The sequence below is a fragment of the Bradyrhizobium sp. SZCCHNS3002 genome (assembly GCF_032377435.1).
GTDB lineage: Bacteria > Pseudomonadota > Alphaproteobacteria > Rhizobiales > Xanthobacteraceae > Bradyrhizobium.
In genome coordinates, this window is record NZ_JAUHHY010000002.1 from 202,113 (window position 1) to 224,794 (window position 22,682).

The 22,682-nt window shown below is 67.5% G+C and carries 19 protein-coding genes; 12 read left to right on the forward strand and 7 right to left on the reverse strand.

Annotated features, from left to right (window positions below; all coding sequences use genetic code 11):
* Nucleotides 1–40: 40 nt before the first annotated feature.
* Nucleotides 41–1,039, reverse strand: a complete 999-nt coding sequence (cobS, locus tag QW845_RS05330) for a cobaltochelatase subunit CobS (protein ID WP_315800587.1) — start codon at nt 1,037–1,039, stop codon at nt 41–43.
* Nucleotides 1,040–1,335: 296 nt separating this feature from the next.
* On the opposite strand from cobS, the gene QW845_RS05335 reads away from it, so the two are divergent.
* Nucleotides 1,336–1,992, forward strand: coding sequence for a DedA family protein (locus QW845_RS05335; protein ID WP_315800588.1), 657 nt, complete (start codon nt 1,336–1,338; stop codon nt 1,990–1,992).
* 4 nt (nt 1,993–1,996) lie between these two features.
* Here the strand turns inward: QW845_RS05335 and QW845_RS05340 are convergent, their stop codons facing one another.
* Entirely contained in the window at nt 1,997–3,220 is a 1,224-nt protein-coding gene (locus tag QW845_RS05340) for a citrate synthase family protein (protein ID WP_315800589.1), read from the reverse strand.
* A gap of 81 nt (nt 3,221–3,301) precedes the next feature.
* Between QW845_RS05340 and QW845_RS05345 the strand changes: the two genes are divergently transcribed.
* Nucleotides 3,302–4,390, forward strand: a complete 1,089-nt coding sequence (locus tag QW845_RS05345; protein ID WP_315800590.1) for a citrate synthase/methylcitrate synthase — start codon at nt 3,302–3,304, stop codon at nt 4,388–4,390.
* 43 nt (nt 4,391–4,433) lie between these two features.
* Here QW845_RS05345 and QW845_RS05350 read toward each other — a convergent pair whose 3' ends face one another.
* Nucleotides 4,434–5,078: a J domain-containing protein gene (locus tag QW845_RS05350; protein ID WP_315800591.1), complete on the reverse strand. Its 645-nt coding sequence runs from the start codon at nt 5,076–5,078 to the stop codon at nt 4,434–4,436.
* Between the two features lie 110 nt (nt 5,079–5,188).
* Here QW845_RS05350 and QW845_RS05355 point away from each other — a divergent pair, with 110 nt between their 5' ends.
* Entirely contained in the window at nt 5,189–5,458 is a 270-nt protein-coding gene (locus QW845_RS05355; RefSeq protein WP_315800592.1) for a BolA family protein, read from the forward strand.
* A gap of 6 nt (nt 5,459–5,464) precedes the next feature.
* On the opposite strand, the gene QW845_RS05360 is transcribed toward QW845_RS05355, so the two are convergent.
* The 3 genes from QW845_RS05360 to QW845_RS05370 form a co-directional block, all read right to left on the reverse strand.
* Complete coding sequence (locus QW845_RS05360; RefSeq protein ID WP_315800593.1) at nt 5,465–6,769, reverse strand: HlyC/CorC family transporter; 1,305 nt, start codon at nt 6,767–6,769, stop codon at nt 5,465–5,467.
* A 73-nt stretch (nt 6,770–6,842) separates the two neighbouring features.
* A complete protein-coding gene (gene aroB / locus QW845_RS05365; protein ID WP_315800594.1) occupies nt 6,843–7,991 on the reverse strand; it encodes a 3-dehydroquinate synthase in 1,149 nt (382 codons plus the stop codon).
* Nucleotides 7,988–8,653: a shikimate kinase gene (locus tag QW845_RS05370; protein WP_315800595.1), complete on the reverse strand. Its 666-nt coding sequence runs from the start codon at nt 8,651–8,653 to the stop codon at nt 7,988–7,990. The genes aroB and QW845_RS05370 overlap by 4 nt, the downstream gene beginning before the upstream one ends.
* Nucleotides 8,654–8,992: 339 nt before the next feature.
* Here QW845_RS05370 and QW845_RS05375 point away from each other — a divergent pair, with 339 nt between their 5' ends.
* From QW845_RS05375 to QW845_RS05405, 7 genes are all read left to right on the forward strand, one after another.
* Nucleotides 8,993–9,139: a histidine kinase gene (locus tag QW845_RS05375; protein WP_315800919.1), complete on the forward strand. Its 147-nt coding sequence runs from the start codon at nt 8,993–8,995 to the stop codon at nt 9,137–9,139.
* 171 nt (nt 9,140–9,310) lie between these two features.
* On the forward strand, nt 9,311–10,267 hold the full coding sequence (gene xerD / locus QW845_RS05380; RefSeq protein WP_315800596.1) for a site-specific tyrosine recombinase XerD: 957 nt from the start codon (nt 9,311–9,313) through the stop codon (nt 10,265–10,267).
* Between the two features lie 219 nt (nt 10,268–10,486).
* On the forward strand, nt 10,487–11,449 hold the full coding sequence (locus QW845_RS05385) for an acetyl-CoA carboxylase carboxyltransferase subunit alpha (protein WP_315800597.1): 963 nt from the start codon (nt 10,487–10,489) through the stop codon (nt 11,447–11,449).
* Between the two features lie 294 nt (nt 11,450–11,743).
* The gene (locus QW845_RS05390) at nt 11,744–13,213 is read left to right on the forward strand and encodes a L,D-transpeptidase family protein (protein ID WP_315800598.1); all 1,470 of its coding nucleotides are present in this window, start codon (nt 11,744–11,746) and stop codon (nt 13,211–13,213) included.
* A gap of 821 nt (nt 13,214–14,034) precedes the next feature.
* Entirely contained in the window at nt 14,035–14,499 is a 465-nt protein-coding gene (locus QW845_RS05395) for an Rrf2 family transcriptional regulator (RefSeq protein ID WP_315800599.1), read from the forward strand.
* Entirely contained in the window at nt 14,489–15,196 is a 708-nt protein-coding gene (locus QW845_RS05400) for a class I SAM-dependent methyltransferase (RefSeq protein WP_315800600.1), read from the forward strand. The genes QW845_RS05395 and QW845_RS05400 overlap by 11 nt, the downstream gene beginning before the upstream one ends.
* A 264-nt stretch (nt 15,197–15,460) precedes the next feature.
* Nucleotides 15,461–16,786 carry a hypothetical protein gene (locus QW845_RS05405; RefSeq protein ID WP_315800601.1) on the forward strand — a complete coding sequence of 442 codons (1,326 nt, stop codon included), beginning with the start codon at nt 15,461–15,463 and terminating at the stop codon, nt 16,784–16,786.
* A 45-nt stretch (nt 16,787–16,831) separates the two neighbouring features.
* On the opposite strand, the gene QW845_RS05410 is transcribed toward QW845_RS05405, so the two are convergent.
* On the reverse strand, nt 16,832–17,725 hold the full coding sequence (locus QW845_RS05410; RefSeq protein ID WP_315800602.1) for a hypothetical protein: 894 nt from the start codon (nt 17,723–17,725) through the stop codon (nt 16,832–16,834).
* Nucleotides 17,726–17,963: 238 nt separating this feature from the next.
* On the opposite strand from QW845_RS05410, the gene QW845_RS05415 reads away from it, so the two are divergent.
* Both QW845_RS05415 and QW845_RS05420 read left to right on the forward strand, forming a co-directional pair.
* Entirely contained in the window at nt 17,964–20,363 is a 2,400-nt protein-coding gene (locus QW845_RS05415) for a membrane-bound PQQ-dependent dehydrogenase, glucose/quinate/shikimate family (protein ID WP_315800603.1), read from the forward strand.
* Between the two features lie 244 nt (nt 20,364–20,607).
* Nucleotides 20,608–22,671: a putative bifunctional diguanylate cyclase/phosphodiesterase gene (locus QW845_RS05420; RefSeq protein ID WP_315800604.1), complete on the forward strand. Its 2,064-nt coding sequence runs from the start codon at nt 20,608–20,610 to the stop codon at nt 22,669–22,671.
* Nucleotides 22,672–22,682 lie beyond the last annotated feature (11 nt).

The window sequence follows — 22,682 nt, forward strand, 5'->3', positions numbered from 1 at the left end:
CGTATGGGTCCCGGCCCGAGGCCGGGACCACGCCGTTGTGTCAGCTCAGCGCCACGTTGATGGAGGATTCCGGCAGCTCCGCATTGAAGCAGCGCTGATAGAATTCGGCGACCAGCGGACGCTCGAGCTCGTCGCACTTGTTGAGGAACGTCACACGGAAGGCGAAGCCGATGTCACCGAAGATCTCGGCGTTCTCGGCCCAGGTGATCACCGTGCGCGGGCTCATCACCGTCGACAGATCGCCATTGGCGAAGGCGTTGCGCGTGAGGTCGGCGAGCCGCACCATCTTGTTCACGATGTCGCGTCCCTGCGCGTTCTGATAGTGCTTGGCCTTGGCCAGCACGATCTCGACCTCCTCGTCATGGGCGAGGTAGTTGAGCGTGGTGACGATCGACCAGCGGTCCATCTGGCCCTGGTTGATCTGCTGGGTGCCGTGATAGAGGCCCGAGGTGTCGCCAAGGCCGATCGTATTGGCGGTCGCGAACAGGCGGAATGCCGGGTGCGGCTTGATCACCTTGTTCTGGTCGAGCAGCGTCAGGCGGCCCGACACCTCCAACACGCGCTGGATCACGAACATCACGTCCGGACGGCCGGCGTCGTATTCGTCGAACACCAGCGCGACGTTGTGCTGCAGTGCCCAGGGCAGGATGCCGTCACGGAACTCGGTCACCTGCTTGCCGTCCTTGACCACGATCGCGTCCTTGCCGACGAGGTCGATACGGCTGATGTGGCTGTCGAGATTGACCCGCACGCACGGCCAGTTGAGCCGCGCCGCGACCTGCTCGATATGGGTCGACTTGCCCGTTCCATGGTAGCCGGTCACCATCACGCGGCGGTTCTTGGCGAAGCCGGCCAGGATCGCCAGCGTGGTGGCGCGGTCGAAGCGGTAATCGGCATCGACCTCGGGAACGTGCGGGTCGGTCGCTGAAAAAGCCGGCACCTCAAGGTCGCTGTCGATCCCGAACACCTGCCGCACCGACACCTTCATGTCGGGCACACCGGTCATCTCCTGCGCATTGGTCGTAGCGGCGGTCGTCATTCATCCTCCGAGGTCCCGGGCATTCCCGAAACCAGATTTCATGTTTGGCTGCGGTTGAAGGGCTTCGACGCCAGCCTAGCAGAGAGCACGCGCGGGCAGAAGCCTAAGCCTTGATCAAAGTTCCGTCGTTATATCATCGAGATAGGCATGGGTGGCCGTTTTCGGAAGGCTGCCCTGCGAATCGTGGCACCTTTTCGCCCACCGGCTCTTCCCAGGAATCTCGACGTGGCACCCGGGGCCGGGGTTCCTACTTATCGGGAAGTCCCCGCCCCACCCTCTCCACCAACAGGAACCGCGTGGCCCATCTGCTCGACCCACTCATTGCCTTTGTCTCAGCGCATGCGGGACTGGCCTATCTCACCCTGTTTCTGGCCGCCTTGCTGGAGGCGATCCCGATCGTGGGCTCGGTGATTCCGGGCACGACCATCATCCTGGCGCTGAGCGCGCTGATTCCGGGCGGCGAGCTGACCCTGCAATGGGTGCTGGCGGCGGCCGTCCTGGGCGCGGTGCTCGGGGACGGCGGGGCGTTCTGGGTCGGCCATCGCCGGCAGCGCGAGATCCTGGCGAACTGGCCATTCTCGAACTATCCGCGCCTGGTGGCGCAGAGCGAGGCCTTCTTCCACCGGTTCGGCACCCTGGCGATCTTCTTCGCCCGCTTTGTCGCGCCGATCCGAGCCGTCGTGCCGATCACGGCCGGCGCGCTCGACATCCCTCCGCTGCGCTTCTACGCCGTGAACATCCCAGCCATCGCGCTGTGGGCCTGCGCCCACGTCCTGCCCGGCGTCTTCGCGGTGCAGCTGTTGCACCGTTATGGCGGGATTCCGCATCATAGCCATATCGCCAAGTCCACCTGGATCATCGCGGCTGTCGCGGGCACGATCGTGGTCTGGCTGGTCCTCAGATTGGTGCGGAAGCGGCGCGAGTCTGAGCTCGCCGCTGGCGTCACTGATTAGAACGCTACAGCGCATCCAACATGGCTCCGCGGCCTGGTGCGGGTCCGATATAGCGAGCACGTGGGCGGATCAGGCGGCCGTGCTGCAGCTGCTCGCAGGCATGGGCGAGCCAGCCGACGCAGCGTGCCATCGCGAACAGCGCCAGCTCGCTGCCGGCAGGCAGCCGCAGGCTATGCACTAGCACCGCCAGCGCATAGTCGATATTGACGAACTCGCCGGTCGCCTCGGCGATCCGCTCCGGCACCTCGCGGGTGAATTTGCGCGGCGCGCCGGCGCGCGTCAGCGCCTCCAGCAGCGAGATGGCGCGGGGGTCGCCGTGCTTGTAGACGCCGTGGCCGAAGCCGGCGAAGCGCTCGCCGAGCGCCACCCGCTCGCGGATCAGCGGCGCGACATCGCGATCAACGAGGGTCTTCACCAGTTGCGACGCCAGGACGCCGGCGCCGCCGTGCTGCGGTCCTTTGAGCGCCGCAAGACCCGCGATGACGGCATCGTAGAGACTGAGGCCCGTCGACGCCGCACAGCGGACGGTGAAGGTCGACGCGTTCAGCTCATGATCGGCCAGCAGCACCAGGGTGCGGCGGATCAGGTCCGGCGCATGTTCATGTCCGGGCGCCCAGCTCCGCGCGACCTGAACATGCAGCGGATCGGCTGAGGCGGGCTGGTTCAACATGGTTGCGACCACCAGCCGGACGATGCGCGCGCCGACCAGCGCCCGACCATCGGGAGCGCGGTTGAACGCCGCGGGATCGGCATGTGTCGCCAGCGCCAGCACCGCGATGGCCCGGTCGATCGGCGCCGCACGCCGCGCGGCATCGGCGATGAAACCCATCTCCTCCGACACGGCCGGAAGGTTGCCCGGCGCAAACGGATCGAGCGCGGTCACGTCCCACAGCAGGGTCGCAGCATGTTCCAGCGTGCCGCGCACGGCCAGGTCGACGCAATTGACGCCGCGGTAGATCGGACCGGCTTCGGTGATTGTCGACACGGCGGAATCGAACACGGGGAGGTCCGCATCGAAGCTGCGGAAGGCGCGCGGCTCGGGGGCCGGTGCGCGCCGCTCCTTCAGGGCCCGGATGTCCTCGGCGCGATAGCGGTTGCTGCGCGAATTCGGCGACGGCTCGGAGCGGACCAGTCCGCGGCTGACATAGGCGTAGAGGGTGGCCGGCGAGATCGCCAGTTCAGCCGAAGCTTCGCGCGCAGATAGGTAAAGACCACTGTCTTTTTTCATGTTGATCAGCTTAATCAAGATTGATCAAGTTGTCGACTGGGCGGATCTTGGCAGCGTGACCATTCTCGAAGGAGACCCGCCATGACCATCCAGCTCGGCAAGACCCCCATCGGCCTCGACGGAATCGCCGCCGCCGAGACCGTGCTCAGCCACGTCGACGGCCAGCAGGGGGAGCTCATCATCGCCGGAGCGCGTGTGGCCGACCTCGCCGCCGCCAGCGGCTTCGAGGGCGTGACTGCCCGACTATGGAGCGCGGCGACGAAGCGCAGCGTCGGCGAGACGGATGTCCGTGCCAGCCTCGGCCAGGCCCGCGCGCGCGCCTTTACGCGGCTGCCCGAGCTGCTCGCCGCGACCTCCGGCCTGTCGATCATCGACGGCTTCCGCGCCGCCATCGCGGCGCTGCGGTCCGAGCCCGGGCTCGACGACGAAGCCACGATCGTCGGCGCCTGCCCGGTGATCGCCGGCGCCCTGGTCCAGCGCGCACAGGGAGCACAGCCGATTGCGCCCGATCCTGACGCCGGCCACGCCGCAGACACCCTGCGCATGGTCCGCGGCGATACGCCTGCGGCTGGCGAGGTGGCGACGCTAGACACGTATCTCGTCACCGTCAGCGATCACGGCATGAACGCCTCGACCTTCGCCGCGCGCGTCGTCGCCTCGACCCAGGCCGACCTGTTCGCATCGGTGGCCGCCGGCTATTGCGCGCTCACCGGCCCGCTGCATGGCGGGGCGCCGGAGCCGGTGCTGGAGATGCTCAACGCGATCGGCACGCGCGAGAACATCAAGCCGTGGGTCGACGCGGCGCTCGGCCGCGGCGAGCGACTGATGGGGTTCGGACATCGGATCTATCGCGTGCGCGATCCGCGGGCCGACGTGCTCAAGGCCGCGATCGAGCGGCTGGCGGGCAGCGGCGCCGACCTGCCGTTTGCGAGCGAGGTGGAGGCTTACATCCGCCAGGCGCTGCGGCGGAAGAATCCGGAGCGGGCGCTCGACACCAATGTCGAGTTCTTCACCGCCATCCTGCTCGATGCGCTGAAGATTCCGCGCCAGGCGTTCACGCCGATCTTCGCGGTGGCGCGGGCCGCCGGCTGGACCGCCCATGCGCGGGAGCAGCAGCGGACGGGGCGGTTGATCCGGCCGAGCTCGGCCTATATCGGGCCGAAGCCCTGAGACCTTCGACGCAACGCGCGGCAGCCTCACGCGCTGCCGCGCGTCAGCCCTTCACCACCGTCTTCAGGTAGTTGTAGGCCTTGATGATCTCGATCAGGCGATCCTCGGTGGAGCGGTCGCCGCCATTGGCATCGGGATGGTGCTGCTTCACCAGCGCCTTGTACTTGACCTTGACGTCTTCCAGCGTCGCGTCGGGACCGAGGCCCATGACCTGCAGCGCCTTGCGCTCGGCGTTGAACACCTTGCGCGTCTCGGCCTTGGGGGCCGACCGGGGATCCGGGCGCCAGCTGCCGCGGCCGTTGATCTCGGCGAATACGCTGAACGGATCGGCGGCATCGCCAAGATCGCCCTCGGCGCTGCCGGTGCCGCGCTTGGCCGACGTGTTGGCACCCATCTTCCAGGTCGGGCGGTGTCCGGTCAGCGCATCCTTCTGATAGCGCGCGACCGCCTCGGCGTTCATCCCCGAGAAGAAATTATAGGACTGGTTGTACTCGCGCACGTGATCGAGACAGAAGTGCCAATACTCGCGCGCGTTCTCGCGTCCCTTGGGCGCGCGATGCGAGCCCTTGTTCTTGCAGTCCGGCCACTGACAGGGCTGGGCCTCCTCGCGCACCACCGGCTGCCGCGCAGCCGCCTTCTTGGGCTTGATGCGGATGGAGTCGAAGAATTTGTTTGAATCGATCGGCATGGCGGACTTTGACTACGCAACGCGAAAAGCTTCAAGTCTTGACATTGCGAATACCTCGGGCGGGGACCGCCGATTGACGAAAAATAATTTGATGCGTATTTCCAGAGACCATGCGGACCCGAGATGCTATCATCAAAAAGTTGCGCGAAGCTTTCACGCCTGAAAGCCTCGATGTTCAGGACGAATCACATCTGCATGAAGGCCATATGGGCCATCAGCCGAGCGGTGAGACCCATTTCCGCGTGTATATTGTGTCGCAGGCCTTCGCGGGCAAGAGCCGTGTCGATCGCCACCGCCTGATCAACGCCGCATTGGCAGCGGAACTTGCCGGCTCGGTGCACGCGCTCGCGCTGCATGCGAAGGCGCCGGGCGAGGCTTGATCCCAATTAGAACGCCGTGCCTGCACGGCGCGGCCGCGTCTCCTCGGTTTCGCCGCGCGGCACCGGTACGATGCGCAGCGCAGTGATGCGATTGCGCTCCCGGCGCAGCACGCGAAACCGGAAGCCGTGGAACGTGAAGCTCTGGCCGCGCTCGGGGATCGAACGCGCCTCGTGAATGACGAGACCGGCAACTGTCGTTGCTTCCTCATCGGGCAGCGTCCAGTCCATCGCGCGATTGAGATCGCGGATCGGCACTGAGCCATCGACGACGACGGATCCGTCCGGCTGCACGCGCACACCCGCGACCTGCACATCCTGCTCGTCGGAGATGTCGCCGACGATCTCCTCCAGAATATCCTCCAGCGTGACGATGCCTTCGACCTCGCCATACTCGTCGACCACGAGCGCGAAATGCGTCTTGCGCCGGCGGAACGCCTTCAGCTGTTCCGACACGGACCGCATCTCGGGTACGAACCACGGCGGCAGCGCCAGTGAAGCAACGTCGATGTGCGACACGTCGCCCTCGGCGGCGCGGATCGCACGCAGCAGGTCCTTCGCATGCAGCACGCCGATGATGTTCTCCGGCGTGCCGCGCCACAGCGGGATGCGTGTGTATTCGGTGGCGAGCACCTCGCGCACCAGTTCTTCCTGCGGCAGGTCCGCATTCACCATCACCATCTCGGTGCGGTGGACCATGACGTCGGACACCTGCAATTCGCGCAGATCGAGCAGGCCGCCGAGCATGTCGCGATCCTGCTTCTCGACCTTGCCTTCATGATGCAACAGATCGACGGCGCCGCGCAGGCGTTCGGTCGGCGACAGGATCGGCTGATTGGCCCCGACCTTGAAGCCGATCAGCCGCATCAGCCCGCGCACGATCGCTTCGATCACGGCAAGCACCGGACCGAGCACGATCACCGCCGCCCGCATCGGCCTGGCGACCGCGAGCGAGACGCGATCCGGCGCGTTGATCGCGATCGTCTTCGGCAGCACCTCGGCAAAGATCACGACCAGCGCGGTCATCACGCCGGTCGCGTAGAGCACGCCGACCTCACCGAACCAGGCGGTGAAAATACCGGTCGCCAGCGCGGAGGCGCCGATATTGGCGATGTTGTTGCCGAGCAGCAGCGCGCCGATCAGCCGTTCGCGCGTGTCGAACAGGCTCGACACCACGTCGGCATCGCGATTGCCCTGCTTCGACAGCCGCAGCATCGAGGCGCGAGAGGCGCCGGTCAGCGCGGTCTCGCTCAGCGCAAAGAAGGCGGAGGCGGCGAGGAGGAGAATGACGACGGAGAGTGTGAACCAGTCCATGACGCCGATGTCGCTCTGGAGGGAGGCAGCCGATGATCCGTTGGCACTGCTCAATACGGCGTAAAGCCCGGGATCAGCTTCTGCTGCGCAATTTGGCCTGGAGAAAGTCGCGGACCCGCGCCGGATCGACGTCGTTCGCGATGACGGCGCGGCCGATGGCTTCCATCAGGATGAAGGTCAACTTGCCGCGCTTGACCTTCTTGTCCTGCGCCATCAAGGCCAAGAGCCGGTCGGCGTCGCCGATCCCCTCCTGGGCAAAGCCGGCGATGTCCTGCAGGTGGGTCGGCAGACCGGCCGCGGCAAGGTGACGCTCGATGCGCACGACGTCGTCCGGCGGCAGCATCCCGAGCTCGGCCGAGAACTGCGCCGCCAGCACCATGCCGACGGCGACGCCCTCGCCGTGGAACAGGCGATCAGAGAACCCGGTGACGGCCTCCAGCGCATGGCCGAAGGTGTGGCCGAGATTGAGCAGCGCGCGGTCGCCAGTCTCGCGCTCGTCGCGGGCCACGATCGCCGCCTTGGCGCGGCACGAGGTCGCGACCGCGTGCTCGCGCGCGGCGCCGCCTCTGACGATGTCGGCGTGATTGGCCTCGAGCCAGGCGAAGAAGCTGGCATCGCCGAGCAGGCCGTATTTGGCGACCTCGGCATAGCCGGCGCGGAACTGGCGCGGCGACAGGGTATCGAGCACGGCGGTGTCGGCGATCACCAGCACCGGCTGATGGAAGGCGCCGAGCAGGTTCTTGCCTTGCGGCGAATTGATGCCGGTCTTGCCGCCGACGGAGCTGTCGACCTGCGCCAGCAGCGAGGTCGGCACCTGCACGAAATCGACGCCGCGGCGCAGGATGGCGGCCGCGAAGCCGGCGAGATCGCCGACCACGCCGCCACCGAGCGCGACGACCAGATCGTTGCGTTCGATCCTGGCAGCGATCAGCGCCTCGCTGACCTTCTCCAGGCCGGCATAGGTCTTGGAGCCCTCGCCCTCATCGACCACGATCGTGGACGCCGGGATGCCCGCCTCCGCCAGGATCGCCTCGGTCGGCTTCAGCCAATGCGCGGCCACGGTACGGTCGGTGACGATGGCCGTGCGCACGCCCGGCCGCAGCGCCGCGATGCGCTGGCCGAGCGAAGCCAGCACGCCGCGGCCGATGACGATGTCATAGGCGCGCTCGCCGAGCGCGACGTCGACGATGATCGGATCGGAATGCTTCAGAGGTGCTGTCATCGGAGCGCGCCCATCGCGTGCGGAGGATCGGGTTGAACTGGATCGGGTTGCGGTCCGGCCGGCCCCGCCTCGGTCTCCGGTGGCGAGAAGAACGCCTGCAGCGCCTCAATGCAGTCCTCGACAACGCGATCATGCGGCACATCGCGCGAGCAGATCGTGAGATCGGCAAGCTGGTAGACCGGCTCGCGCTCGACGAGCAGGCGAGCGACCGTGCCTTCGGGATCGGCGGTCTGCAGCAGCGGCCGGTCGGCCCGCCGCCGGACGCGGCGCATGATCACGTCGGCATCGGCCTTCAGCCAAACAGAGACCGCCTTCTCATGGATGCGCCGCCGCGTCTCCTCGCGCATGAAGGCGCCGCCACCGGTTGCCAGCACACCGGGCCCGTTTTCGAGCAGCCGGGCGATCACCCGGGCCTCGCCGTTGCGGAAATAGTCCTCGCCGCGCGATTCGAAGATTTCCGGTATGGTCATGCCGGCCGCGGTCTCGATCTCGGTGTCCGCATCGACGAAGGGCAGCCGCAACCGCGCCGCGAGCCGCCGGCCCACGGTCGACTTGCCGACACCCATCATGCCGACCAGCACGATCAGCCGCTTGCCGAGGCCTGCGAGAATAGCGGTCTCCGGAGCGGCTGGGCTTGCAGCGGGTTGGGACGTGTCGGTCATATGAAGGCTTCTAACCCAGCCCCTGCTGCTTTCAAAGGCATCCTGTTCCGCGACACGCAACCGGTTCTCCCCGCGGACGTCGTTCCGGGGCGCGCGCAGCGCGAGCCCGGAACCCATACCCACAGGATGCTGTGTGAGGCAGGCTGGCTGTTGGCATCTCGCCGACGACGTCGTCCCGCGGTGATGGATTCCGGGCTCGCCGCGCTGCGCGCGCCGCCCCGGAATGAGGGAGCAAGCAGAACCGACCTCCGGACGAACGGTGGAGAGCGCCGGACTTGCCAGCCGGGTGCGAACATGTTGGATGAAACTATTCCTTCCCTGGTGGCCCGCGCGACCCCGATGCCCAGCCTGTTCCGCTTCCTGACCGTGATCGCCGTCATCGTCGGCGTGGTCTATGGCGCGATCTACGCGCTGGCGAATTTCGTCAGTCCCAAATCGCGGGAGATGACGGTGACGATCCCGCCGGACAAGTTCCAGAAGAAATGATCCGGCACGCGAGCGCGAACTCAAAAGCCACACGGCATTGATTAAGCATTTTGCGCTTCTCTGAGGTGGCCGGGCGCCGCGATATCGGCCAGATTTGCAGTCACCGCTCGATGTGCCCCGGCGAATACCTCGTAGTGTTTCGATCGCCTCGGACGCAGCGGATTTCACGACATGAAGGTCAAGGCCTCCGACGCCAGGCTGATGAGCCTGTTCCTCGACATGATGGCCGCCGAGCAGGGCGCCGGTCAGAACACGCTGGACGCCTATCGCCGCGACCTCACCGATCTCTCCGAATTTCTCGGCGGCAAGGCCAACAGCTTCGCCACGGCCGACACCCAGGCGTTGCGCGACTATCTCGCCGACCTCGATACCAGGGGCTTCAAGTCCTCCAGCGTGGCGCGGCGGCTGTCGGCGATGCGGCATCTGTTCCGCTTCCTGCTGAGCGAGCGCATCCGCAGCGACGATCCCGCCGCCATCCTGTCCGGCCCGAAACGCGGCCGTTCCTTGCCCAAGGTGCTGTCGATCGGCGATGTCGATCGGATGCTGACCAGGGCCAAGGAGCTCTCCGAGGTCGGCGAGGCCTCGCCGGCGCAGCGGCTGCGCGCGCTGCGGCTGTATTGCCTGCTCGAGGTGCTCTACGCGACCGGCCTGCGCGTCTCCGAGCTGGTGGCGCTGCCGCGCACCGCGGCCCGCAACGACGCCCGCATGATCGTGGTGCGCGGCAAGGGCAACAAGGAGCGGCTGGTGCCGCTGAACCAGGCCTCGCGCCAGGCGATGGCCGACTATCTCGCCGCCCTGGATGCGCTGAAGCCTGAGAAGAAGGCCAGTGCGACATTCGGCAAATGGCTGTTTCCCTCGTTCGGCGAGAGCGGCCACCTCACCCGCCAGCACTTCGCCCGCGACCTCAAGGAGCTCGCGGTGGCCAGCGGCCTGCCCGCCCGGCTGGTGTCGCCGCACGTGCTGCGCCACGCCTTCGCCAGCCATCTGCTGCACAACGGCGCCGACCTGCGCATCGTCCAGACCCTGCTCGGCCACACCGACATCTCGACCACCCAGATCTACACCCACGTGGTCGAGGAGCGCCTCAAGAGCCTGGTCCGCGACCTGCACCCGCTGGCCGAGACCTGACCTCGCTTCACACCTTCCCGAAACCAAATCCGCCGGCGTGACGCCCGGCCGGCTTGACTTCGCGCCCGTCTGCCCCGAAAGAGCGCCATCCTGCCCGCGATCCCGGCGCGATGCCTGGAGGCTGGGCACCGATCGTACCCTAAGCTCCTGAAGTCGTTCGGCTTCAGGTCCGAAGGCCGAACCGATTTCGTCTCCCAGCGCTCTTCCTTCAGCTCTTCCATGCCGGATCCCATGCGCAGCTACCTCGATTTCGAAAAGCCTGTTGCCGAGCTCGATTCCAAGGTCGACGAACTCCGGGCGATGGCCGCCTCCGGCACCGATATCGGCGAGGAGGTCAGCCGGATCGAGGAGAAGGCCGGCCAGGCGCTGGCCGAGCTCTACGCCACGCTCACGCCGTGGCAGAAGACCATGGTGGCCCGCCATCCGCAGCGGCCGCACTTCACCGACTTCGTGGGCGGGCTGATCACCGAGTTCACCCCGCTCGCCGGCGACCGCAAGTTCGGCGAGGACGCCGCTCTGCTCGGCGGCTTCGGCCGCTTCCGCGGCGAGCCGATCTGCGTGATGGGCCAGGAAAAGGGCGCCACCACCGAGTCCCGGCTCAAACACAATTTCGGCATGGCCCGTCCCGAAGGCTACCGCAAGGCGGTCCGGCTGATGGAGATGGCCGAGCGCTTCGGCATCCCCGTTCTGTCGCTGGTCGATTCCGCCGGCGCCTATCCCGGCATCGGCGCCGAGGAGCGCGGCCAGGCCGAAGCGATCGCGCGCTCGACCGACGCCTGCCTGGCGCTCGGCGTCCCCAACATCGCGATCATCACCGGCGAAGGCATGTCGGGCGGCGCGATCGCGCTGACCACCGCCAACCGGGTGCTGATGCTGGAGCACGCGATCTACAGCGTGATCTCGCCGGAAGCCGCCTCCTCGATCCTCTGGCGCGACGGCACCAAGGCGCAGGAAGCCGCCAACAGCATGAAGATCACCGCCCAGGACATGCTCCGCTTCGGCGTGGTCGACACCATTCTCAAGGAGCCGGTCGGCGGCGCTCACCGCGATCCCGCGGCAATGATCGCGGCGACCGGCGAGGCGATCGCCCAGGCGCTCGACGAGCTGAAGGGCCTCGACGCCGACGCCATCCGCAAGCAGCGCCGGCAGAAGTTCATCGAGATCGGCCGCAAGCTCGGCTGACCGGGCTTGCGCTCGGGCCTCGGCGCTCGCGGTTTTGTGAGTCTTTCCAGCCGTTTGGCCGCATTTCGGCCCCGCCGACGGGGTCTGCTGTTTAGAAGTTGTTGACCAAGGCGGCCGGGGCCAGGTGGCATCGCCGGAGCGCGGGTTGCGAGGCCTGGGGTCAAAGGCTACAATTTTAATCAATGGTTTGACGGCATGACGCAGGGTCGACCCGTGATTTATCCAGCTTTCGGGCCGATCGGGTGAGATGAGACTGGGGTGTTGCGGCATGCGGGGTTTGCGGGGAGCTTTGCTTTGATCAACCGCGCTTTCGTCCGGGTTCTCCTGACCTCGGCGGCGTTGGCCGCCGGTGCGCTGCTGACCGGTTGCAACAGCGATCAGGTCGGACTCGCCACCAACGCCAAGGCCAACCAGCCGGTACCGCCGAAGCTCGTCGCGACGATGGGCGAGAAGGATATGGATCTGCAGTCGCCGATCCTGGTCCGCGTCTTCAAGCAGGAGGCCGAGCTCGAGGTCTGGAAGCAGGACCGCTCGGGCAAGTTCGCGCTGCTCAAGACCTATCCGATCTGCCGCTGGTCGGGCGATCTTGGACCCAAAGTGCGCGAGGGCGATCGCCAGGCGCCGGAGGGCTTCTACTCGATCAATCCGAGCCAGATGAACCCGCAATCGGCCTACTATCTGTCGTTCAACACCGGCTATCCGAACGCGTTCGACAAGGCGCTCGGCCGCACCGGCTCGCAGCTGATGGTGCATGGCGACTGCTCCTCGCGCGGCTGCTTCGCGATGACCGACGAGCAGATCGCCGAGATCTATGCGCTCGGGCGCGAGTCGTTCTTCGGCGGCCAGCGCGCCTTCCAGTTCCAGGCCTATCCGTTCCGGATGACGCCGGTGAACATGGCGAGGCACCGCAACAATCCGAACATGCCGTTCTGGCGCATGATCAAGGAAGGCTATGACGCCTTCGAGGTCACGCGGCAGGAGCCGAAGGTCGACTTCTGCGAGAAGAAATACGTCTTCAACGCCCAGAAGCCGCCGGGCGCGACGCATGATCCGGTGTTCGATGCCGCCGCCAAGTGCCCGGCCTATGTCGTGCCCGACGAGATCACCGCCGCCGTGCGCGACAAGCAGCAGGCCGACGAGGCGGAATATGCCAAGCTCGTTGCCAAGGGCACGCCGGTCGCCAAGCTCAACACCGGCATCGACGGCGGCATGAATCCGATCTTCGCCAGCCGCGTGCCCGGAGCCTCCACCGGCCTGTCCGACGCCGGCGAGGCGCCGGGCCTGTCGCTCGCCAACTTCCAGGCCGCGCCAGGCACGATCCCCGGTCACGTCAACCCGCCGCGCGCGCCCGGCGCCGACGAGGTCGCGATGCCGGCCAGTGCCGCGGAGGCGCCGGTGAGTGCGCCGTCGACCCGCGTGGCGGCCGTCAGTGCGCCCGAGAAGCCGAGCTTCATGTCGAGCCTCGCCCGCAAGGTCGGGATCGGCGGCAATGCGGCGGCTGAGAGCACGGCGACAGCCAAGCCCGCGCCGAGCAAGACCGCAGAGGCGAAGCCCGCCGAGACCAAGCCAGCGCCGAAGCCGGTCGCGGCCAAGCCCGCCGAGACCCGGCAGGCTGCCGCGCGGCCGCCGTTCAAGCCCGCGACCAGCGAGGCGCCGGCCACCACCGCCTCGGCTCCCGCCCAGACCCAGACCGCGCTGGTCTCCGGCGCCGTCCCGGTGCTGCAGTCGAACTCGTTCGACAGCCGGTTTTCGGGATTCAAGTAGGTAGGACGTCGGCGCCGCCGGCTCGGAAGAGCCGATCCGAACGCATGACGCCACCCTCCCCTGGAGGGGAAGCACCGCGTTCGTGGTGCCGTCGTGGTCAACGATCTCAAACTGCATCTGGGGATGCGCGTCTCTGTTCTCGCGGCGCATTCGGCGTCCGAGCGATGCATCGATCTCACCCTCTTCAAGACCGAGGGTGCAGGGAAGGCCGGACCTCGACTGAGGCCCGTGGCCCGCCTGCGAAAAAAATGCAGGCGGCAGGAACCACAGGTCCAGCCGGACGATCCGGCCCTCCCTGCGCGACGGTTTGAACGGCTGCTTCGCGCTCTCCCTGGGGACCGGGCTGTCTTGCCCCCATCACCGGCGAGATGCACGAGGCATCATCAGCCGGCTTGACCTCAGCGTCGGGAGGCCAGGACCACGCGACTTGACCGTACGGACCGGTGTTGTTCGTCGGCGCGATCAAGTCACGCTGCAAACCGGCCCGCCCATCACATCCCGCACTCCACGCTTCGTGACGACCGCGCAGCGCCCCTCGTCGATGAGGCGGGATGGAATGAATAGATCACGAATTTCCGAAATTGCGAAGCGGAATATTTTTGCTCACGGGACTGGACAGCCCAAATCAGCCTGAACGCGCAGGCGAAATCCGGTTTTCCGCGCCAGAGACTTTGCGGCGGATCGGGGGGGATGGACGCGCCCCGCATTCGCGACGAGCCGCAGGACCGAGTCGCCCGACGGGCAGACACGACAGCATCGCCCAAGGCCGCACGAAGGCAGGCCGGTTGACGTTCCGGACATCATGTCATATTAAAAGTTACATGAGACCCAACAGCCAGTTGTCCGGCATCCTCCATGTCCTGCTCCACATGGCGGAGCATGACGGCCCCGTCACCTCCGAAGCGCTCGCAGCGATGATGCAGACCAACCCGGTCGTGATCCGCAGAATCATGGCGGGCCTTCGGGACCGCGGCTATGTGCGCTCCGAGAAAGGCCATGGCGGCGGCTGGACGCTCGCGCGCGATCTGGCGGCCGTCACCCTGCGCGACGTCTACGATTCGCTCGGACGTCCGTCCCTGTTCGCGATCGGCCATCGGAGCGACAATCCCGACTGTCTCGTCGAGCAGGCGGTCAATGCGGCGCTCGACACCTCCATCCAGGCGGCCGAGACGTTGCTGCTGTCCCGTCTTGGCGCCATCACGCTCGCGGCGCTGAGCGCTGACTTCCACGACCGCCTTGAACGACGCAAGCGACCTCGCAAGGGAGACATTTGTCATGCCGGCTGACATTGCCGACGGCGCTCAGCAGTTCATCCGCGCGTTTTCCAATCCCGAATTCGTCGAGCGCTATACGGATGGTCCACGGCGCTTCGTGCCAGGGCTCGACGGGCTGCACCGGATGACGGCGGTCCTGCTGGCCGAGCGCGCGCCCGACCATGCGCGGGTGCTCGTGCTGGGCGCGGGCGGCGGGCTCGAGCTCAATGCGTTGGCCGAAGCGCACCCATCCTGGACCTTCGTCGGCGTCGATCCGGCGCCGCAGATGCTGCGACTCGCCGAACGCACGCTCGGCGCGCGGATGAGCCGGGTCGAACTGATCGAGGGCATCATCGACGCTGCGCCGGCCGGCCCGTTCGACGCGGCGACTTGCCTGCTGACGCTGCATTTCCTGGCAGCGCCGGAACGGCTGAGGACAGTGCGCGCCGTGCACGACCGGCTCCGCCCTGGCGCGCCGTTCGTGGTGGCCCATAGCTGCCTGCCCAACGAGCCAGTCGAGAGGTCGCTGTGGCTGGACCGTTACGCGGCCTACGCCGTTGCGTCGGGCACCGACCCCGAGCAGGCGCGGACGATGCGCGCGACCGTCGATGCCAGCGTCAACATGCTCAGTCCGGAGGACGATGAGGCGATCCTGCGCGGCGGCGGCTTTCGCGATGCCCGTCCGTTCTTCACCGCGCTGACCTGGCATGGCTGGATCGGCCACGCCTGAACCGCCGCTGAGCATCACACCGACGCTCCCCTGAATGACCGCGATCAGCGCCTGCTAATGAGTTGCGCGACCTGCGCCGGCATCCACGCATGTCCCTCCCCGCGGCCCCCGAGGACGTGGATGGCCTGGTCTTGCCGACAGGCTTCGCGCCGGAGCCCTGCCACCTCTCAGCCTGCGTGATGTCGCGCACGGAGCGCGCGGACGCGATCTGCGACAAACGGCGCGTCACCCGAGGCGAGGTGACGCAACCGAGAGGAGCAGGTCATGAGCTTTTGGGATGATATCGGAGATGCCGTCAGTTCCGCCGTCGATGACGTGAAGGACGTCGCGAAGGATGTGGCGGGTGCGGTCGGCGGCGCGGCGGGCGCCGTGGTCAACACGGTCGAGCACGTCGCCGGCGATGCGGCGCATGCCGTGGGCAGCGTGGTGCACGGCATCGGCGCGCTCGGCGGCGAGGCCATCCATACCGTGGGCGGCGTGCTCGGCGCGATCGGGCACGGCGCCGAGGCGATCGGCGGCGGCCTGCTTCACACCGTCGGCGACGTCGCGTCGACCGTGGTCCATGTCGGCGGCGACGTCCTCCACACCGGCGTCAACGTCGTGAGCGACGTGGCGTCCGGCGTCGGTCACCTGGTGCATGGCGACCTCGACGGCGTCATCAACGACGTCAAACATATCGGCGGCGACATCGTCGACGGCGGGCTCAAGGTCGGTGGCGACGTGGCGCATGGCGCCCTCGACGTCGCCGGCGACCTCGCGCACACCGCGGTCGGCCTCGGCGAGGCCGGGCTGGAGGCAGCGGGCGCAGTCGGCCACGGCGCGCTCGACATGGCCGGCACCATCGTCGGAACGGCCGGCGAGGTCGGCATGGACGCGCTCGACGCCGCAGGCGCGGTGGTGAAGGGCGGCTTCGACGCCGGCGTGGCGGTGGCTGACGGGGCCATCGGCGTGGTCACCGACACGGCGTCGGCGGCCGGCCACCTGATCGGCGGACCGATCGGCGAGGCGATCTCCGGCATCGCGCACGGCGCCGATGCGGTCGGCACCGGAATCGTCGATGGCGTCGGCCACTTCGTCGGCGAAGGCCTCAACGGGCTGGCACAGACCGCGGGCGATTTGAGCCACTCGCTGGGTCAGCAGCTCGACGCGATCGGCCACGACCTCGGCTCGCTGGTCAACGACCTCAGCCATGGCGATCTCGGCGCTGCGATCGGCGATATCTTCAAGCTGGCGCAGGACGGATTGCGCGGCGACGGCATCGCGGTGGCCCATGGCGGGTCCGAGGGCGGCAGCCATGGCGGGTTCTGGGACTCGATCGCCTCGGCGATCCAGCAGTCGGGCGACAACGCCCAGGGTGGCCAGGGCTCGGGCTTGGGCTCGGGGTTCGGCTCCGGTCCGCTGCACGGCGAAGGCTCGTCGCACAACCCGGTCATCGTCGACAATTTCGGCGACCATGGCCACCCCGGCAACACCGGCATCGTGCCGCCGAATTTCGATCACGCGCCGGTGGCCGTGCACGATGCGCCGCACGCCGACTACAGCCACATCGTCCAGATGGACGATTCGCATCACTTCGCGATGCATGGCTGAGGCAAGCGGGACATCCCGCCGTGACCGTCACGGCGGGATGTCGCGTCAGGACCGATCGGCGCTCTGCTGGACGATGGCCGGCGGCGCGCCGGTCGCCTGCGCGCGATCACGCGGCAGGTGATCGTTCATTGCCGAGAGTGCGCACAGCGCCAGCGAGCCCCAGACCGCGGCGCTGAAATACAGCGACATCCAGGCGATCTCTTCCTTCCAGTGCTCGAACTCGTGGGTGACGGTCCAGCGCGTGGCGGAGTCGCGCAGGCCGGCGAGCGGATGCAGCAGCGGCGTGCCGGCGGCGCGCTCGATGCGCCAGCGCTTCACATACATCGGGACATCGATCACGACGAGGAAGGCGAGATAGCAGGCGATGCCGACGAGGCCCGCGATCAGCAGGCCGCGCACCACGCCATCGAACTCCGGCAGCAGCCGGCCGAGCCCGATGCCGACGAGCAGGAAGGCCACCGCCCACAGCGAGTTCTCGATCGCGTTGTAGAGGAAATTCCGGGTGACGACGGCGTACCAGGAACAGATCTCGGCGATGACGATCAGCGGCACGATGATACGGGCCATGTTCACCGCGGTCTCGGCATCGGCGATCGCGCCGAGCTGCGCGAGGATGATGGCCCATTGTGCCGCGAAGGCGATCTCGGCGATGGTCGCCACGGTGCGGCCGACGAACACGCTCGACAGCCAACTGTCGACCAGGCAGATGCGCTGCACGTCGGCGCGCGGCAGCACCGAGCGGAAGGCGCAGCCGAACACATAGGCCGCCGACAGCGCCAGCATCGAACCGGTCTGGGACGCCTGCCCCGCCGAACTGCTGCCGCCGTTGAGCTGGCGGTACAGGATGAACCAGAACACGATGTTGGCGAGGCTGACGAGCGTCAGCATCGCCCACCACAGGGCGACCGGGTTCGACAGGGCTCGCGACTGCGCACGCATCCGGGCACTCCAATTTTCATGTGAACGACATGGGATCGTATTAATTTCGTCATGGAGCGGCAACCCGTTCCGGCCACGGAAGGCGCGCAAAAGGCCGTGTGCCGGGAGGGAGGTCGGCGACCGCGCGGCGGCCCCATCCCGTGCCCTGCACGGCCAGGAACTTCCGCCCTTCCTCGCCGTTCATGACGCGGCTGCGGCGTCGCGCCGCGGCCTGTCATCATCAGCCTGGAGCCGCGCAATGGCCGCAGCCCGCCATCTGCAGCGCGCGCCGCTGCTCACCTTCACCGCGATCGTTGTCGGCCTGATGGGCCTCGCGCTGCTCGCCGGCGGGGCGTGGCTCGCCGCGATCGGCGGCTCACCGTATTACCTGGTCGCAGGCCTCGCGCTGCTGGTCGTCGCGGTGCTGCTGTGGCGGCGGCATGCGGCGGCGCTGTGGATCTACGCGGTGCTGCTGCTGGGCACGATGATCTGGGCGATCTGGGAGGTCGGGCTGGATTTCTGGTCGCTGGCGCCGCGCGGCGACGTGCTGGTGCCGCTCGGCGTCTGGCTGCTGCTGCCATTCATCACGGCGCATCTGGTGGGCGACATGCGCGCGGCGCGCTGGGGGCTCGTGGCCGTGCTTGCGGTAGCCGTGGTCGTGCTCGGCGCCTCCTTGCGCGGCGATCGTTTCGGCGCCGATGGCGCGCTGCCGCAGACCGCGGCGGCGACGGCCGGCACCGATACCGCGCCAGCCGAGGCGCAGGCGGACTGGACCGCCTATGGCGCGACCAATTTCGGCACGCGCTTCTCGAGCCTGAAGCAGATCACACCCGACAATGTGAAGACTCTCAAGCTCGCCTGGGAATTCCGCACCGGCGACCGCAAAGGGCCCGACGATCCCGACGAGTTCACCAACGAGGTCACGCCGCTGAAGATCGGCGATCTGCTCTACACCTGCTCGCCGCATCAGATCGTGTTCGCGCTCGATGCCGCCACCGGCAAGCAGCGCTGGAAGTTTGATCCACAGATCGAACATCACAAGAATTTCCAGCACATGACCTGCCGCGGCGTGGCCTATCACGAGACCAAGCCGGGCGCGGTCGACGTGTCAGGCGCGGCGGCCCCGACGGAATGCGCCAGGCGCATCTTCCTGCCGACCAATGACGGAAGGCTGTTTGCGCTCGACGCCGACAGCGGCAAGCCATGCGAGGGCTTTGGCGAGCACGGCCAGATCGATCTCAAGGCCGGCAACGAGATCACCACGCTCGGCTTCTACGAAGGCACCTCGCCGCCGGTCGTCACCGACAAGGTCGTGATCATGGCCGGCGCCGTGATCGACAACTACTCCAACAAGGTGCCGTCGGGCGCGATCCGCGGCTTCGACGTCTACACGGGCAAGCTGCTGTGGGCGTTCGATCCCGGCAATCCCGATCCCAACGAGATGCCGTCGGCCACGCATCACTTCACGCCGGGCTCGCCGAACGGCTGGAGCGTCGGCGCGGCCGACGAGGCGCTCGGCCTGGTCTACATCCCGCTCGGCTCGAGCTCGCCGGACATCTGGGGCGGCAACCGCTCGGCCGACAACGAGCGCTATGATTCGGCGCTGGTGGCGCTCGACATCGCCACGGGAAAATTGCGCTGGTCGTTCCAGAATGTGCATCATGATCTGTGGGACATGGACATGCCGTCGCAGCCGAGCCTGGTCGACATGCCCGGCAAGGACGGCGTGGTGCCGGCGATCTACGTGCCGGCCAAGACCGGCAACATCTTCGTGCTCGATCGCCGCGACGGGCATCTGCTGGTCCCCGCGCCGGAGAAGCCGGTGCCGCAGGGCGCTGCGCCCGGCGACCGGCTGTCGCCGACACAACCCTTCTCCGAACTGAGCTTCCGGCCGCGAAAGGAGCTCTCGGGCGCGCAGATGTGGGGCGCGACGATGTTCGATCAGTTGGCGTGCCGCATCATGTTCAAGCGGCTGCGCTACGAAGGGCCGTTCACGCCCCCCTCCGAGCAGGGCACGCTGGTCTATCCCGGCGATTTCGGCATGTTCGAATGGGGCGGCATCGCCATCGATCCCGTTCGGAAGATCGCGATCGCCAATCCGCAGTCGATCCCGTTCGTGTCGCGGCTGGTGCCGCGCGGCAAGGACAATCCGGCCGAACCCAACGCCGCGCATCCGCCGGGCACCGAGCTCGGCGTGCAGCCGATGTACGGCACGCCCTACGGCGTCTCGCTCGGCATCTTCCTGTCGCCGCTCGGCATCCCCTGCATGGCGCCGCCCTGGGGCAGTCTCGCCGCCATCGACCTCAAGACCAACGCGATCGTCTGGCAGCACCGCGTCGGCACCATCCGCGACCAGGCGCCGCTGCCGCTGCCGTTCAAGCTGGGCGTACCGATGCTCGGCGGCCCGATGGTCACTGCGGGCGGCGTCGCCTTCCTGACCGGCACCATGGACGACTACATCCGCGCCTTCGACGTCAAGGACGGCCGCCTGCTGTGGCAGGACCGGCTGCCGGCCGGCGGCCAGTCGACGCCGATGACCTACGAGGCCGGCGGCAAACAGTATGTCGTCACCGTCGATGGCGGGCACGGCTCGTTCGGGACCAAGCTCGGCGACTATGTGCGGGCCTACGCGCTGCCCGGCAACGTCGCCAGCAAATAGTCCCGCGTGTTCCAGCTCCGCAAAGAGTCGCGCATGGCGTTGGCAGTTTCGTCACGATGTCCCAGGTTCCATGGCGAAACCCAGCGCCGGCGGCCGGCGGCTTAATCATCGGCTGTCCGACCTCGTGCATGACTCGGCGCGGGCAGAGGTGCTGCCCGCGTTGACGCTTCGCTAACCGCGATTCCGCGCGCGCCAAAACCCGTCCCGCCGCGGAGCGTAGCTGGCTGCGTGAGGTAAATTGCCGATGTTGACGATTCTGTCCTGCCTGCCCGCCGATCATGATCTGCGCTACGTCGCCGCCGCGCTGCTGGTCTGCGTGCTCGGCTCCCTGCTGTCGATGCGGCTCTTGGCGCGCGTCCGCCGCAACACCGGCCTGCGACGCTTCCATCTGCTGTTCCTGGCCGGGCTGGTCGCCGGCGGCACGGTCTGGACGACGCATTTTGCCGCCATCCTCGGCTATGACGCATCCGGCAACCGTTCGTTCGAGGCGGGACTCACGTTCGCTTCGCTCGGCCTCGCCGTGGTGTTTTCCTGGCTGGGCTTCTTCATCACCACGCGGACGCAGCGCGGCCCGCTGATCGAGGCCGGCGGCGCCGTGTTCGGGCTGGGCATCGCCGCGATGCATTACACCGGCATGGGCGCGCTCAATCTCGACGGCATCCGAACCTGGCACGCGCCGGCGATCTGGCTCTCGGTCGCGCTGGCGACGGGCTTCGGCGCCGTCGCCGCCAACCGCATCGCCCGTCCCGTCACGCGGTTCTGCAAATATGGCAGCTCGCTGGCGATGGTGCTCGCGATCCTGAGCCTGCATTTCACCGGCATGGCTGCGCTGACCTTGGCGCCGATGGCCGGCATCGACGCGCCCGTGCAATCGCTGTCCGACAGCGTGATGCTGATCAGCATCGTCACCGGCATCGGCCTGATCATGGCGATGGCCGCCTCGGCCTATATGATCGATCTGCAGGCGGCGCAGGAGGCTGTCGAAGGCTATCGGCAGCTCGCGTTGCAGGATCCGCTGACCGGCCTGCCCAACCGCAACGGCCTCGGCCATCGGCTGGCGCCGCTGCTGACCGACGGCGACGAGACGGCGCACCTGGTGGTGCTCGCGATCGACCTCGACCGCTTCAAGGACATCAACGACGCGCACGGCCATGCCGCGGGCGATGCCGTGCTGACGATGATCGCTCAGCGTATTGCATCGACGCTGCAGCCCGGCGAGTTCCTGGCGCGGATCGGCGGCGACGAGTTCGTCGCGGTCAAGAGCGAGATCTTCGCGCGCACCGAGGCGGCGAAGTTCGCCGAGCGGATGCGCACGCTGGTGCTGGCGCCCGTCGAGTGGGAGGAACGCAGCCTCTCGGTCGGCTGCAGCATCGGCATCGCGCTGCATCCCGACCACGGCCTCACCGCCGACGAGCTTCTCACCCGCGCCGACCTCGCGATGTACCGCGCCAAGAGTCTCGGCCAGGGCAAGATCTGCACCTATGAGCCGTCGATGGACGAGGCCAGCCGGCGGCGCGCCGAGCTCGCCATCGACCTCAAGCGCGCGCTGGTGCGCAACGAGTTCGAGCTGCACTACCAGGTGCAGAACGACACGCAGAGCGGCGGCATCATCGGCTTCGAGGCGCTGCTGCGCTGGAACCACCCGGTGAAGGGCCGCGTGCCGCCGAACGATTTCATTCCGATGGCCGAACAAACCGGGCTGATCGTCGACATCGGCGACTGGGTGCTGCGCACCGCCTGCGCCACCGCCGCGAGCTGGAGCCAGCCGTTCAAGGTCGCCGTCAACGTCGCGCCGATGCAGCTCAACCACGACCTGCCGAAGCGCGTCGCCGAGGTGCTGCGCGAGACCGGATTGGCGCCGGAGCGGCTGGAGATCGAGCTGACAGAAACGGGCATCATCGCCGACCGCCAGCACGCGCTACAGGTAATGCAGGCGCTGAAGGCCATCGGGGTCACGGTGGCGATGGACGATTTCGGCACCGGCTACTCGTCGCTGTCGACCTTGCAGGTGTTTCCGTTCGACAAGATCAAGGTCGACAAGAGCTTCATCCAGTCGGTCGAGACCAGCGTGCACGCCGCGGCGATCGTCAAGGCGACCCTGCTGCTCGGGCGCAGCCTCAACATCCCCGTGCTGGCCGAGGGCGTCGAGACCGAGCAGCACCTCGCCTTCCTGCGCGAGGAGGGCTGCAGCAGCGTGCAGGGCTTCCTGTTCGGCAAGCCGATGCCGCAGGAGGCGATCAGCCGGATGATCCGCGACGTGCCGACAGCGCCGGCGCGCGCGCCTGCCAAGAGCGCTGCGGCTGCCTGAGCAGGCGGACG